Source organism: Fibrobacter sp. UWB13 (assembly GCF_900177805.1).
GTDB lineage: Bacteria > Fibrobacterota > Fibrobacteria > Fibrobacterales > Fibrobacteraceae > Fibrobacter.
In genome coordinates, this window is sequence record NZ_FXAX01000001.1 from 2,268,735 (window position 1) to 2,282,890 (window position 14,156).

Annotated in this window: 15 protein-coding genes; 7 read left to right on the plus strand and 8 right to left on the minus strand. The window is 48.4% G+C overall.

What is annotated here, in order from left to right; genetic code table 11:
* The first annotated feature begins 58 nt into the window (after positions 1-58).
* From B9Y77_RS09495 to B9Y77_RS15775, 6 genes are read left to right on the plus strand one after another with little or no spacing between them, the layout of a single operon-like run.
* Positions 59-1,075, plus strand: coding sequence for a hypothetical protein (locus B9Y77_RS09495; protein WP_085491358.1), 1,017 nt, complete (start codon positions 59-61; stop codon positions 1,073-1,075).
* A 4-nt stretch (positions 1,076-1,079) separates the two neighbouring features.
* A complete protein-coding gene (gene pstC, locus B9Y77_RS09500) occupies positions 1,080-1,952 on the plus strand; it encodes a phosphate ABC transporter permease subunit PstC (protein ID WP_085491359.1) in 873 nt (290 codons plus the stop codon).
* Positions 1,949-2,782, plus strand: coding sequence for a phosphate ABC transporter permease PstA (pstA, locus tag B9Y77_RS09505; RefSeq protein ID WP_014546376.1), 834 nt, complete (start codon positions 1,949-1,951; stop codon positions 2,780-2,782). Before pstC ends, pstA begins: the two co-directional genes overlap by 4 nt.
* Positions 2,782-3,540, plus strand: a complete 759-nt coding sequence (pstB, locus tag B9Y77_RS09510; protein WP_085491360.1) for a phosphate ABC transporter ATP-binding protein PstB — start codon at positions 2,782-2,784, stop codon at positions 3,538-3,540. The genes pstA and pstB overlap by 1 nt, the downstream gene beginning before the upstream one ends.
* Positions 3,540-4,226, plus strand: coding sequence for a phosphate signaling complex protein PhoU (gene phoU, locus B9Y77_RS09515; RefSeq protein WP_085491361.1), 687 nt, complete (start codon positions 3,540-3,542; stop codon positions 4,224-4,226). Before pstB ends, phoU begins: the two co-directional genes overlap by 1 nt.
* Positions 4,227-4,265: 39 nt before the next feature.
* On the plus strand, positions 4,266-4,490 hold the full coding sequence (locus B9Y77_RS15775; protein ID WP_014546373.1) for a hypothetical protein: 225 nt from the start codon (positions 4,266-4,268) through the stop codon (positions 4,488-4,490).
* A gap of 129 nt (positions 4,491-4,619) precedes the next feature.
* On the opposite strand, the gene B9Y77_RS09525 is transcribed toward B9Y77_RS15775, so the two are convergent.
* The 6 genes from B9Y77_RS09525 to B9Y77_RS15960 form a co-directional block, all read right to left on the minus strand.
* Positions 4,620-5,525, minus strand: coding sequence for a sensor histidine kinase (locus tag B9Y77_RS09525; RefSeq protein ID WP_254899981.1), 906 nt, complete (start codon positions 5,523-5,525; stop codon positions 4,620-4,622).
* 69 nt (positions 5,526-5,594) lie between these two features.
* Positions 5,595-5,984, minus strand: coding sequence for a hypothetical protein (locus tag B9Y77_RS16220; protein WP_254899982.1), 390 nt, complete (start codon positions 5,982-5,984; stop codon positions 5,595-5,597).
* Positions 5,981-6,658: a winged helix-turn-helix domain-containing protein gene (locus tag B9Y77_RS09530; protein ID WP_085491362.1), complete on the minus strand. Its 678-nt coding sequence runs from the start codon at positions 6,656-6,658 to the stop codon at positions 5,981-5,983. Before B9Y77_RS09530 ends, B9Y77_RS16220 begins: the two co-directional genes overlap by 4 nt.
* Before the next feature lie 15 nt (positions 6,659-6,673).
* Positions 6,674-8,908, minus strand: a complete 2,235-nt coding sequence (locus B9Y77_RS09535; RefSeq protein ID WP_085491482.1) for an inorganic phosphate transporter — start codon at positions 8,906-8,908, stop codon at positions 6,674-6,676.
* Between the two features lie 610 nt (positions 8,909-9,518).
* On the minus strand, positions 9,519-10,088 hold the full coding sequence (locus tag B9Y77_RS09540) for a sugar O-acetyltransferase (RefSeq protein WP_073423837.1): 570 nt from the start codon (positions 10,086-10,088) through the stop codon (positions 9,519-9,521).
* Positions 10,089-10,409: 321 nt separating this feature from the next.
* On the minus strand, positions 10,410-10,553 hold the full coding sequence (locus B9Y77_RS15960) for a hypothetical protein (RefSeq protein ID WP_176221732.1): 144 nt from the start codon (positions 10,551-10,553) through the stop codon (positions 10,410-10,412).
* Between the two features lie 79 nt (positions 10,554-10,632).
* On the opposite strand from B9Y77_RS15960, the gene B9Y77_RS09545 reads away from it, so the two are divergent.
* Complete coding sequence (locus B9Y77_RS09545) at positions 10,633-11,862, plus strand: carboxymuconolactone decarboxylase family protein (protein ID WP_085491363.1); 1,230 nt, start codon at positions 10,633-10,635, stop codon at positions 11,860-11,862.
* 194 nt (positions 11,863-12,056) lie between these two features.
* Here the strand turns inward: B9Y77_RS09545 and B9Y77_RS09550 are convergent, their stop codons facing one another.
* The gene (locus B9Y77_RS09550) at positions 12,057-13,220 is read right to left on the minus strand and encodes a hypothetical protein (protein ID WP_085491364.1); all 1,164 of its coding nucleotides are present in this window, start codon (positions 13,218-13,220) and stop codon (positions 12,057-12,059) included.
* Positions 13,217-14,065 (minus strand): TIGR02147 family protein, encoded by an 849-nt coding sequence (locus B9Y77_RS09555; RefSeq protein ID WP_085491365.1) that lies wholly within the window; start codon positions 14,063-14,065, stop codon positions 13,217-13,219. The genes B9Y77_RS09550 and B9Y77_RS09555 overlap by 4 nt, the downstream gene beginning before the upstream one ends.
* Positions 14,066-14,156 lie beyond the last annotated feature (91 nt).

A 14,156-nucleotide genomic window follows, 5' to 3' on the forward strand; every position in this document is an offset into this window, starting at 1 on the left:
AATGACAATCTAAGTTGATGCCGTCATTCAAACAGGGCTTGGCCCAAAGGAGTTCAAAATGACGATTAAGAAATCTTGCATCATCGCAGCTGTTGTTACCACTATCGGCATGGCTAGCGCCGCCGAAGAATCCAAGGCCAGCGGCTTTGACTTGACCGGAAATATTCAAACTCAGGCCTACAAGGCATTTTACGACAATGAAAAGGAAAACACTCTGGATAACTTCTGGTTTCGAGCCAATATCGGCGGAACGTACAGCTCCGAAGATTTCGATGCCAAGGTGACTATCCGCATGTACGCCCCCCACTTTAATGGAGGTGCAGACAAGTTTCAGGCCGATACCTATTACGGAAATTACAAGTGGACAACTTCCGGACTGAACTTGAAACTGGGTCACTGGAAGACGGATACGGAAGGTGCCGGTAATTTCGGTGGCTACCTGGACCAGAATCTTTCTAAGCGGGGCTTTCTAGTTCGAGATTACGCCCACGACGCCTTTGAGCTGGGCTGGAAAATGGCCGGCAACCAGCTGAACGTGATGGTGGGTACCGATGACGGTAATTTCAACAAGGGTTACCTCCGCGTAAACGACGACCTGAAATTGGGAGAAGCCCTGAAACTCGGTCTGGGTTATCGCGCCAATGTTCTTGACCCGATGCAATATAGCGCAGTCCTGACCCATGTGGTGGATTTTCGGGCCCGTTACCAGGTATCCAAGCAACTGGCGGTATACGCCGAAGCGGCTGCTATCATGACCGGCAAAGACGACAAAGTGAATGCGGCCTCCATTGAAGCGGGTGCTGCAGTAAAGCCTCTCTACAGTCAGGATACCCAGTACTTCCCGGTGTACGGCGGCGTGGAATTTCCTACCGGCGGCATTCTCGACAAGGCCTTTGCCGAAGTGGAATACGTCGCTAACCGTGACGAACTGAACGCCGATGCCGATGAATTGGGTTGGGCCGTAGGTCTCGTGAAAAAGATCGGTTCCCACGGTAAAATCCAGGCGACAGTCTATAGCGAAAACAAAATGTCCGATGTAGGCTTTAGCGCCCGCCTCACGACCTCCATCAAGTAATACCATGAAATTCAAACTATCCAGTCCATTCAAGGAACGGGCCGCGTCCACCATCTTCCTGGTCTCTGCGCTAGCAAGCATCCTGTTTGTTGCCCTAATCTGCGTGTTCCTTTTTGCAAACGGTGTCCCCGCCATTCTAAAGATAGGCTTTACGGACTTTTTGTTCGGAACGGAATGGGCCCCCACGGACGAGCCTGCGATCTACGGGATTTTTCCCATGATTCTCGGCAGCCTCTACGTGACACTGGGGGCCCTAGCCATCGGTGTCTCGGTGGGGCTCCTGTCGGCCATATTCCTGGCTCGGTTCTGCTCCGAAAGGCTCCACAGGGTGTTGAAACCCGCCGTGGAACTCCTGGCCGGCATTCCCTCGGTGATCTACGGCTTCTTTGGCTTGGTGATCATCGTCCCCTTTGTGCGGCAGCACCTTGGCGGGAGCGGTTTCAGCATCTTTACGGCGTCGATTCTGCTGGGAATCATGATTTTGCCTACCGTCATTTCCGTTTCCGAAGCCGCCCTGCGGGCGGTCCCCAACAGCTACTACGAAGGTTCCCTGGCTCTCGGGGCCACCCACGAAAGGAGTGTATTCTTCACGGTTCTTCCGGCGGCCACTTCGGGAATCGTGGCGGGTATCATCTTGGGTTTTGGCCGGGCTATTGGCGAAACCATGGCAGTGATTCTTGTGGCTGGAAACCAGGCCCGAATGCCCGACGGTATTTTCGAGGGAGTCAGGACCTTGACCGCCAACATTGTGTTGGAAATGGGCTATGCCACGGACCTGCACCGCGAAGCCCTCATTGCCACCGGTGTGGTGCTATTCTCCTTTATCCTTACTATCAACCTGCTGTTTTCCATTCTCAAGAAGAGGGTTGTCAAATGATCGGATACTATAAGCATGCGCCCTTTTCGCTGTTTCTGAGAATCCTCGTGTCCTTGGCCATCGCCATTACGGTATGCACCCTGGGGTTCCTGATCCTCTATATATTGGTGAAGGGTATCCCATTCCTGAAACCCTCCCTGTTTTCTCTCACTTACACCTCGGAGAATGTCTCTTTCCTGCCCTCCATCCTGAATACGGTTATCATCGTGTTTGGTTCTCTCCTGGTGGCAGGCCCTTTAGGAATCTGTGCTGCCATCTATACGGTGGAATACGCCCGCCGCGGAAATAAGATCGTGGGACTGGTGCGGATCACTACCGAAACCCTTTCCGGAATTCCCTCCATTATCTACGGTCTTTTCGGAATGCTGTTCTTCGTGACCTTCCTGCACCTGGGATATTCCTTGGTTTCCGGTATCTTGACCATTTCCATCATGATTTTGCCCCTGGTCATGCGCACCACTGAAGAGGCCCTGCGTTCTGTTCCAGATAGTTATCGCGAAGGTTCCTACGGCCTCGGGGCAGGTAAGCTCCGTACGGTTTTGTCGGTAATATTACCGTCAGCCGTTCCGGGAATCCTTGCAGGTGTAATCCTAGCGGTGGGCCGTGTGGTGGGAGAGACTGCCGCCCTTGTCTATACGGCAGGTACGGTGGCGGATTTTCCCAAGGGAATATTCTCTTCGGGCAGGACTCTGTCTGTTCACATGTACGAACTTTCTCGAGAAGGTTTCCATACCGGCGAGGCCTACGCCACTTCGGTTATCCTCATTCTGGTAATCCTTCTTATCAACTGGATTTCTAACAAATTTGCAAAGAAAATCGGAAAAACCTAATGACACCTAACGAAAAAATTTCTATTCAAGGAATGGATCTGTATTACGGCAATTTCCATGCGTTGAAAAACGTGAACCTTAACATTATGCCCAACGAAATCTTGGCCTTTATTGGGCCTTCCGGCTGCGGTAAAAGCACCTTACTCAAGTCCTTGAACCGCATGAACGACCTGGTGGAAGGCTGCAAGATTACGGGCCACATCCTCTTGGATGGTCAGGATGTATACGGGGAAATGAATCCCAATATTCTCCGCAAGAGGGTGGGCATGGTGTTCCAGAAACCCAATCCCTTTCCCATGAGCATCTACGACAACATCGCCTACGGTCCTAGGACCCACGGTATCCGTAACAAGGCGGAGCTGGATGAAATCGTGGAAACGTCCCTGCAGAAATCCGGCGTGTGGGAAGAACTGAAGGACCGCTTGAAAAAGAATGCTCTCGGCCTTTCCGGCGGTCAACAGCAGAGGCTCTGCATTGCCCGTGCCCTGGCAGTTTCGCCGGAAGTGCTCCTGATGGACGAACCTACCAGCGCCCTGGACCCCATTTCCACCTCCATTATCGAGGACCTAGTTTTGGAACTCAAGAAGAACTATACCATCGTCATGGTGACCCATAACATGCAGCAGGCCACCCGCGTTTCCGACAGGACCGCCTTTTTCCTCTTAGGGGAAGTCATCGAAGTCAACAAGACTGAAACCCTGTTCTCGCTGCCCAAGGACAAGCGCACCGAGGACTACATTACCGGGAGATTTGGATAATGAGAAACCGTTTTGATTCGCAACTGGAAGCCCTGAACAGGGGTATTATAGAAATGGGCGCCCTGGTGGAAGATTCCCTGAAGGCCTCCATAGACGCCTTGCTGGCCTTTGACCGTGAAACCGCCAAGAAGATTGTGGTGGGCGACAAGGAAATCGACCAGAAGATGAAGGAAATTGAGACTCTTTGCCTGCGGCTTTTGCTGAGCCAGCAGCCTGTAGCCCGGGACTTGCGCCTGATTTCGGCCTCCCTGAAAATGGTGGGGGACCTGGAACGCATCGGCGACCAGGCTGCAGATATTGCTGAAATTGTAGCGGGGTGTACAGACCAGGACGGGGCTCCCCTGAAACTGGCCGCTATTCCGCCCATGGGAATCGATGTGCTCAAGATGCTGGCGCAAAGTATCGACGCCTTTGTCCGCAAGGACTTGAAGTTGGCTCAGATTGTTATCGACAGTGACGACGACGTAGATTTTCTATTCCGCTCTGCCAAGCGGGAACTAGTGAAAAACATCAGAAATACGGAAAGCGATGCCGAGTGCATTATCAATTCCATCATGATCGCCAAATACCTAGAACGCATCGGCGACCACGCCTTGAATGTGGCTCGGTGGGCCATTTTTGCAGAAACCGGTACTCATCATGGAGCCAATCTCTTGAACGGGGCCGACGATTTCGATGAAAAGTAACTAGAAATATTATAAAACTGACTTTACCAGGGCCTGTTTATGGGTAGCCGTAGTTTCAATATCGGAACCCTGCGGCTGCTCTGCGGCCTGGTGGACATGGATTCCGTAGATGACATGTGCGACGAAATCCGCATGATGATGGTGAACTGGGGGCCCGTTTCTATTATCGGTTCTGGTGGATACATCAACAAGCTTTACCGGCTGGTGCCCAAGAAGGTGTGGCTGGACAATCGCCTTTCCCTGGTCCAGCTGGAACGGCTTTAAGAAAATATAAATTACCCGAAGAACTATACCGTCGTCATGGTGACCCATAATATGCAACAGGCCACCCGCGTTTTCGATAGGACCGCCTTTGACCCGACAGAGCCATAAGTGGAAGAAATAGGCTTGCTTCTAGCAGAAGGTCACGGTGATTTCCGTGCCTACGCCTATGGCGGATTGTAACGAAATCTCTGCATGGTGCACTTCGGCGATATGCTTAACAATGGCAAGGCCCAATCCCGTACCGCCTGTAGCCTTGGAACGACTCTTGTCCACACGGTAAAACCGTTCAAAAATGCGTGGCTGGTTTTCTTCGGGAATGCCAATTCCAGTATCCTTCACAGCAATGGAATTTTGTTGCACTAGAATACTCACGGAACCACCCGTTTCTGTATAGCGAATGGAATTGTCGACCAAGTTGTAAAGCATCTCGAATAGGAGCCGATGATTGCCGTAAACCTGTGCGGTTTTACAACCTTCCAACGCCACACGAACTCCCTTCTTTTCGGCGTTTAAGGAGAGTTCGTCAATACAGCTTGAAGCCAGTGTCCACAAATTCACGGATTCGTCCAGTCCAATCGCAGATTCTCCCGAGGAGTCAAGTTTGGAAAGGGTCATAATATCGTTTGCGATAGAAAGGAGACGGCCAGCTTCTTTGTGAATTTTTCCAGCAAAGCGTTTTACGTCTTCGGGTTTCGCCATACCATTTTCGATGAGTTCCGCATATCCAGAAATGGATGTCAATGGCGTTTTGAGTTCATGGGAGGCGTTAGCCGTAAACTCATCTCGCATCTTGGCCGTTTTCTTTTTTTCTTCAGAAAGTTGTTCAATGGTGAGTTGAAGTTCCCGATTCTGCTTACGGATAGTTTTGACTAATGGTGCAATTTCTTTGTATATCCCTTCGTCATCCATAAGTTCTGGCTGTCCCAAGTTTTCTGCCAATTTTTGCACAGGTCGCACAAAAGCGCGGCTCAAGCCAAAAGCAATTAAAACAGCCACAACAACAATACCTGTCAACAGCGCTAATAGGTAAGGCATGGTCTTAGATACGGATTCGTGAAGACTCGCTTGACGACGACTTAAACGCAGAATTTTGCCGTCTGACAGTCATTCTGCAAAATAGAACACTTGGGCGTTCAAAGTCACTGAATAGCGGAGGTTTTCACCTATTCCTTTGGAATTTGCGTCCATGATTTCGGGACGACTCCTATGATTTTCCATTTTGCCAGCTTTTGCGTCACTTTCGTAGAGGACCATTCCGTCCCGGTCCACCAGAGTTACGCGCAAACGTTTGCTGGCAATGGAATCCAGATTTTTTCGGAAGTTCTCAGAAGGAATCTGTCCATAGAAATTTTTGATAAGGGAGGCTGTTTCCCTCAAATCTCGCTTCTGCTGTTCGGACATTTCATTTTCAAAAACGCGAGCCGTAAAATACACTGCAAAGAGGGCGGCGAGTACTCCGACATAAATCAAGCTGAAACGGAGACTGTTTTTCATTGAACTTTGTACCCCACGTTTCGCACGGTCTGTATGATAGAGCCTTGTACCCCTAACTTCTGCCGAAGCGTTTTTATGTGCATATCCACGGTGCGTGTATCCATATCAAAATCCACCCCCCAAATCTTTTCTAGAATCTGTTGCCTAGAGAAAACAGTTCCCGGTCGGGACATCAGGAGTTTCAAAAGTTCATATTCCTTAAAAGTGAGTTCTACAGCGATTCCGCCAACAGTTACCGAACGACGCTGATCATCGAGTGTTACTCCTCCTAGAGCCAAGTTCAACGCTTCCGTACTTTCGGATGAGCTTCGTTCAGAACGGCGTAGCACGGCTCGCACACGTGAAATGAATTCTAGAACGCCAAATGGTTTTGCTATGTAGTCGTCCGCTCCCAAGTCAAGTCCCTTCACTTTGTCAAGTTCAGTTCCTTTCGCTGTAAGCATGATGACGGGGATGTCCTTTGTATTTTCTTGCACTCGCAAGCGTTTGAGAATGTTTAAACCATCTTCGCCAGGGAGCATAATGTCCAAAATAAACAAGTCCGGCACTTTAACCTTAACTTGTTTGTCCATAACTTTACCGCATTCGAAAGCCATCACGTCAAAACCGCCGCTCTTTAAAGCATAAGTTTCCATTTCCCGAACTTCAGCATCATCTTCCACAATATAAATCATAGGACTACACACAAATTATTGTTTTACAGTTAGGAATTTTCTACTGGCTTTGGCCACGGAACTGACCGAATCCAGCAACGCCCAGGACTCATAAAGAATAGTTAAATAAAGGATTTCTGCGCGGATGTTTTCGGAACCGGCCTTCATCATCTCGGCCTTTCGTTCGGCAAATATCCTGGAACCTTCTTCCCGCAGCTGGCCCCGGACTTGATCATAACGGTCAAAGTCCATGATTTCCACCATCTCGGCGACACTCTCGATACGCTCCTTCACGTGGGCCGCTGTTCGCAGGAGCATCTTCCGCTTCTCGTTGTCCATCGGGTTAAAGCCGTTGTCCACGTGATTTTTGCAGGGCGAAGAAATCTGCTCTAGGCTAAACAGGGCGTCCCCCATAAAGTCATTGGCCTGATACAGGAAAAAGTTTTTGACCACCAAATCTTCTTGGGCGAGCCTTTCTGTACACAGGGTTCCGTGGCGACGATTCCGCTGCACATGTTTCTTTAGAATTTTAATTTGTTTGTTCACCGAGCGGAGCCTTCCTAAATCTTCCCGCAACAGGCCTATCAGCAGTTTTTCATAGCAATCGGCACACCAGCGGAGAATTTCGCTCCATTCACCCCGACTGTATTCCTGAATAAGAGGGTACACCTTGGTTTCGGGGCTTGCAGAAAGAATTTTCTCAAAACGCTCTTCAGTTTTGTCCTTCTTGTTTCCACGATACTTCAGGTTGGAACGGACCAGCACGAAAATAACCACGGCAAACAGGGCAAATATCACCGGGAGTCCGCCAAAGTGAAGCACCATAGCCACCACCGAGGCACTGGCAAAAGCCGCAAAAGCTGTCAGGAACCAGCCTCCAATAACCGAAAGAACCCCTGTGATGCGGTACACCGCAGTTTCACGGTTCCACGCCCTGTCGGCAAGGCTTGTACCCATGGCCACCATGAAGGTCACGTAGGTGGTAGAAAGGGGAAGTTTCAGTGAAGTTCCGAGGGCTATGAGAGAACTGGCAAGCATCAGGTTCACGCAGGCCCGCAACAAATCAAAGGCTGCCCCATCCTCTTCCAGAATCATTTCCTTGGTATTAAAGCGGGTGTTAATTTTATCCGAAATTTTCTTTGGAACAAATTCTGTTACAAATTTTACGACACCATTAGAACTGCGAACTAAGGCGCGAGCTACCGGATTTGTACCAAAGATTTCTTCAGAAGAATTTTGGGCCGCTAGGGATACGGAAGTCTTCACCACATTCCGGGCCTTCTTGGAAAACACAAGGGAGAATACCATGGTAAGCCCAGCAACCATCAGCAAGTACCACTGTCCTGGTTCCGACTCCAACAAGAAGGACATATTGAAATCCTGAGGATTGCCCCCAGCAGCCATCAAATGCTGCACCGAAGAAAGGCTGGTGAGGGGTACCCCCACAAAATTCACAAGGTCGTTTCCGGCAAAGGCAAGAGCCAGAGAAAAAGTCCCAAAAGCAATGATTACCTTGAGCACGTTTACTTTTACCGCATGGAGCAAGTGACAAAGGATGAAAAATCCGACGAACATGCCAGCCATAAGAACGGTCTCATTTTCCGCGAGAAAAGTCTTGTAGCCTGCTCCCACAAAACTCATGTTTTTGAGGCCCTTGATGAGGATAAAATAAAATATGGACGTCAGGGAAACGCTTCCAAAAACACCAATAAAGTATCGAATATTTTTCTTGTAGCCAAAGGAGAAAACCAGGCGCGTCACATACTGCACCGCAAGGCCAACTACAAAAGCGATGGCCACCGAAAGGAAGATGCCCAAAATCACCGTCAGAGCCTTAGAGGTGTTGATGAGGTTTCCCAGTTCCAGGGTATCGTCAGAAAGAATCTTGATACTGGCGATAGCCACAGAGGCGCCCAAAAGTTCAAAGACCATGGAAACTGTGGTGGAAGTGGGCATACCGTAAGAATTGAAAATATCCAGAAGGATTACGTCAGTAAACATCACCGCCGCATATACGCACATAAGTTCTGCAAAGGTATAATACTGGGGCATGTAAATGCCATGGCGGGCAATATCCATCATGCCGCTACTGAACGTAGCGCCACAGAACACGCCCACTGCAGCAAAGACCATCAGGGTTTTGTACTTGAAAGCCTTGCTCCCGACAGAGGAACTGAGAAAATTCACGGCATCGTTACTGACCCCTACGAACAGGTCGAACAGGGCAAGGATTAGGAGCATGGCCACAAGAATCACATAAAAAGTCGTCATAAAAACCTCTCGGGCCATAAACTAAAAAGCCTTGCGACAATACGCAAGGCGATGGAATGAAGTTTTCCAAAGGTTTTATTAGGACTTTACAAAGGCTTTACGCCGCTTTACACAGATTTTACTTTTTGCGGTGTAGTAAGTTATAAAGGCCCAGAAAGAAGTCGATAAGTGGGTGAAGTAATCGGCTAGCGCCTTATGGGCGGAATGTTTTAGAAAGATTGCCAGGAAACTCTTGGCAGTCTTTTCTTTTTAGGGGAAAGAAGATGTTTTACTTCAATGTTTATTTCCGCAGTTTCATAGGCAAAATTGTTTACAAATTTGTCATCGTGTATGAAACTGAATTTTATAGATATGCACTTTTCGTTACGTTGTAAAGAGTTACTCCTTCCAGTCTAAAATCCATCTGAACTTCCCAAAACTCAACACCTGCTTCTGATGCCTCTTTGAAGGTTCATGTCATCTCCGGACTCCTGTTTATGAGTCCCGATGCTTCCGCCCGGATGGATCGCTGTGGGCACTCATCATACCGGTGCCATTATCCATGCCTGGAAACGTCATGGATGCAATCTCATTGAAATCTATGCGCATGTTCTCCTCCAAAAACTGGAAGTTATTCTTCAATATTCTTTATGATTTTTGCTGGGTTTCCTGCAATCACCACATGATCAGGAAAAGATTTAGTTACTACAGAAGCAGCAGCGATTACCGTGCTATCTCCTATGGATACACCCGGAAGAATCGTGACTCCACCGCCGATCCAGACATTATCGCCAATGGTGACCGGCTTAGGGATACCAATCTTTTCTCTTCTTGATTCTGCGTCCAACGGATGACCGATTGCATATATACAGGTTTTAGGTCCGATCATACAATGTTCTCCAATCCGAATCGGAGCTGCATCCAGGAACACGCAGTCAAAGTTTATGAACAAGTCATCGCCCGCAAAGATGTTATATCCGTAATCACAATGGAACGGGGGCTTGATGGCTATCCTCTCCCCGCAGTGCCCGAATAGTTGTTTTAACAATGCTTTTCTTAAGGACTCATCTTCCGGAGAACTATTAAAACGAGAACAGAGGATACGAGCGTTTTTCTTATCCTCCATGAGCTGCGGGTCATTTGTAAAAAAAGATTCTCCATTTGTCATTCTTTCTCGTTCAGTTTTCCTGCAATTTTCCATCATTCCCTCCATAAATCCCGATTTGTCTTAGTCTATTACTAGTCGATTATATTCAAGATTTTGTAATTTTAGTTACTTTTGTATGTGATACCCGCCGTCTGCAAATACAACACATCACTATCTTTCAGCATCTGCTTGAATTCTTGTGAAATCACTCGCATAATAGACCTCCAATAACAAATATATACTAATACTAATTGGCGATAAAAGGCAAGTCGCCGAACTCAAAGGCAAAGTCCAAAAGAAGGCTATAGAAGCATTCATCTGACAAATACTTTTTACAGAAAAAGATGTTCCCTTTTGAATCCATCTTTTCATATTTTACTCCAAATCAACGACAACTTCATCATTTTGATAGAATTTTAAAGGTTGAAGATGTTTTACTTCAATGTTTATTTCCGCAGTTTCATAGGCAAAATTGTTTACAAAAGTGCGTTGGCGGGCTTCACTATGCGTTTTACGCATACTGAGCATGAAAAAATGGTATTTTGCGGGATTTGCGCATTTATTTATATTAAAGGCGTAGATAGAAAAGGAACAAACCATGAAACTAGGGACGATTATGACGATGCTTGGTATGGGTGCGGTGCTTGCCGCATGTGACTGCTGCCCGCAAGACGGGGCGAAGGCGCTTTCGCAGGACAAGGAACTGCGTGCCGTGATGGACAACTTCACGCAGAACGAGGTTCCGGCGGCGACTCCGCTTGTGGAAAAGCGCGAGGTGGAGTTGATTCGCCTGGTGTCGCTTGTGACGCAGCAGTCGGGTGCACTTTTGCAAGAAGAAGTGGCGACGGCGCTTGCGCAGGGGCTTGTTCCCGAAGAAATTCTCGAGGCGATTTACCAGTGCGCCCCCTACACCGGGTTCCCGCGGACGGTGGATGCGGTGGAAATTGCCCGCAACGTGTTCAAGGCGAAGAACGTAAAGGTGGACGAAAACCGTGCAACGGTGACGGCGCAGTCCCGCTTGGAGGCGGGTGCCGACGCGCAGGGAACGCTGTTCGGCCAGACTTTCCGCGACATGGCGAAGAACGGCAAGAGCGGTATGCCGACTATCAATTACTTCCTTGCGAGCAACTGCTTTGGCGATTACTACACCCGCAAGGGGCTTGACCTGAATACCCGCGAACTCTTGACGATGGCGATTCTCGTGAACCTGGGAACGGAGCCACAACTCAAGGCGCATATCGGCGCGAACCTGAAGATCCGCACGGCCGAATACGTGGAACAGGCGATTTACAACTGCTTGCCGTATTGCGGTTACCCGCGCACGCTGAACGCTCTGCGACTGCTCAAGGAAGCGGTGGCTGAGGCCGAGGCAGCAAACGCGACGGCTGGTGCTGTAAACGCGTCGGGTGCAAAAACCATGCCGGGAAAGGACTGGAGTGTGTTCCCGGTGGGCAAGCCGAACGATGCCTACGCCAAGTATTTCGTGGGCAAGAGCTATCTCGACATGATCAGCAAGGAACAGGTGGGCGTCGGGAATGTGACTTTTGAACCGGCGTGCCGCAACAACTGGCATATCCATCATGCAAAGAAGGGCGGTGGCCAGATTCTCATTGCGACGGCGGGTCGCGGCTACTACCAGGAATGGGGCAAGCCGGCGGTGGAACTGAAGCCCGGCGACGTGGTGAACATTCCGGCTGGCGTCAAGCATTGGCACGGGGCGGCTCCGGATTCCTGGTTCCAGCATTTGGCGATTGAAGTTCCCGGTGAAGGCGGAAGCAATGAATGGCTTGAGCCCGTGAGCGACGAAGACTACGGGAAGTTGAAATAATTTATATTCCCTGATTTGCCGATTTCCGCCATAATTCGTATGATGCTTGATATCGCGATGGCCGAGCTCACCCTCGTGTTGATGGGTGGGAACGGTCTTTTTTATAATGCTTGCGATGGTGATGCACATTGTGATGACGGCAATGGTCAAACACTCGCGTTTAAAAGATCAGCCTTTACAGCATCATTAATCGCTTATTTGAAATCAATTCCTTCAAACACGATTTTGTCAACTTCTAGATAAGTTCCGCTTCTCATAAAAATGCTAAACAGACCGATTTCGTGAGAAATCTCTTTCCACTCCACTTGATAGGAGCTTTCTTCAAGAACTTCCCTACCGGGGTGCAAGATGATTTCATTCCAGTTTTCAGCCGCTTTGGCCTTCCATAACGATTTTTTAAAGGTATTTTCTCCAACTTCACGGTAATGTTCCAAAGCGATATTCAATTCACAGTCGCCTCTTACCGTAAGGCGAATCGCCGTGAGATTGCTCAGGTCGAAAAATCCTGTATCAAGTCCTAGATGAGTTCCGAGCAAAACGAAGCCTGTATCTATTGCGAATTTAACAGCGAGATACTTTCCATGATCTTTATCTTCTTTTAATACGGATGAGAAACTTTCAGCACTATCAGGTATTGCAAAATTCGCTTTGCCAACAGCATTAAAATACCATCCGTAGTTAGGATAAGTTTTGGCGAGGTTATTCAAACTATCTCCATCGTCAAAGTCTTCGAAAACATACTCAACAGACTTTCCTGGAACAGGAACGAGCGTATCTGCGGATTCGTTTGGCGCAAGCGCCACTTCTGCGACGGTCGAATCTCCAGCAACAATAGTAAAGGACCCTGCCGGCACATGCGCAAACACATACTCGCTACCGAAGCGGTTTGCAAAATAGGGGGTCGATTCCAGTTGAACATTTTCTAACAGGCCTTCGATTTCTTGGGTCGAAACGCCAGTACGTACAATGAGCGAAGCCGAAGGCAACAATGCAATTTCCTGAACCGAGGTATCTGCAAAATCGACCGGCGACCAACTCATGAATGCGGAATCTTCGCCCGCAAGGGCTTCTACAAAACAGCCTTGGTCTGTGCAGATGCCGAGTTTGTCATTAAAAGAAATTCGTCCGCTTGAATCCGAAAGGGCGCTATCAATGACCGAGAAGGCATCTTTTGAATACACCTTCATTTGTGCGCAAGCGAACGGCTTATTTAAACTGTCAACGACTTTGAAGGCAATTCCATTTGTCGTTTCACTTGTGGCACCTGCGGTGTTATTTTCTGAACAACCTAAAAACAGCGACAGGCAAAGCAAGGCGCAAAACGAAACACAAAACGAAGTTTCCATACCTTTTTTCATTGTTCTTCCTTTTTCATCATCGGAAACAACTGAAAGTTTAACTGATAAACGCTATCGCAAATTTGCGGAGGCATCGCATTGACTACGTTTACGATGGCTTTTCTCGTTTTGGCGAGGATTTCACGAATTTTATCAATTTGTTGCGAATCAAGAGCCATCGTGAGCGTGCTGATGTCGCGTTTTTCTTTGGGAGTATTCTGGATGGATTTGCCGGCCAGTTCCGCAATGCTGCTTTGGTAATCGCTGATACAGGCACTCAGCCAGTGTTCCATAGTCTTGAGATGAGCTTCGGTCGGAACCACGCGACCGTCATTGCGGGCATGCGCAAGTCCGAGCTGCAACAAAGCATCGACAGCGTTTTCTACTTGCGAAGCGGAAAGCTTAGGAATGCAGCATTCCCCAAGGGCGGCAGCATCTTGTGTACCGCGATAATTGAATACATCGAGCGCCGAGCGGATCATCGGATAATACCATTGCTGAAAATAGCGGTACCGGGCTTCGTCGAGTTCTCGGCTGGCTGCAGGTCGCATTTTTTGAAGCGTTTCAAAATGGCTACGCACATCCTCATCGTTTTTCGCCTTGCCGTAAGCAATCATTTCACGGAAGTATTCTGCCTTGGCATCTTTGAAACGGAAAAATTTAACGAAAACATCTATGCATTTCGGAGAAATATGGCGTTTCCCCTGCAATATTTTCAAAAGCAGGCTTGCGTCCATGCCAACCGCCGCAGCAAACACTCGATAACTGAACGAGGAATCCAGCGATTTTTCGAGTTCATAGAACTCCTGCAAGAACTTGCGGTAGTCCGAATAGTCGTAGATGTTGATTTTGTTTTTTGCAAACATAAAGCGTCTCGCCAGATATAAAAAAGCTCTACCTAAAAATCGTTTCATTTCCTGGCGTCTCGTAAAAAAAATATACAATTCGTGGACATTT